Raw genomic sequence first — 389 nt, forward strand, 5'->3', positions numbered from 1 at the left:
ATTATATTTTTCATATCATTTATTTCCTCTCCACAAATGTTCCCCTATATGAAAATAATGAACCAATTAACGGATTGCGTACTTGTACATGAATTCGAAAGCACTGTTTTGTTTCATCATAACTTTCTACAATGTTGGCCTCTCCGTATAAGAATCTAGGTAACGGGATTTTTCTTCTAAACATGTAAAACCATTGTTTCTTTGAAGAAATATGCATCGCCCCCATCTCATCAATATGAAAATTCAGTGTAGAAACAAGTATGTGTGGTTCACCAAAATAATCTACAATTTCATTTTCATCGAATTTCATTACCGCATTAAAATATCTTTTCTTATTACGAAAGTAAAAAGTACGATTCCATCGCACAAATTCATTTCCGTTTCCATCT

1 protein-coding gene is annotated in these 389 nt (G+C 31.9%); it reads right to left on the reverse strand.

Annotated elements, in window-relative coordinates; genetic code table 11:
• Positions 1-19: 19 nt before the first annotated feature.
• The coding region (locus JZ791_RS44540; protein WP_216904048.1) for a DUF4166 domain-containing protein at positions 20-389 on the reverse strand (370 nt) is incomplete at its 5' end.

Source organism: Nocardia alni, from assembly GCF_019038435.1.
Taxonomy (GTDB): Bacteria; Actinomycetota; Actinomycetes; order Mycobacteriales; family Mycobacteriaceae; genus Nocardia; species Nocardia alni.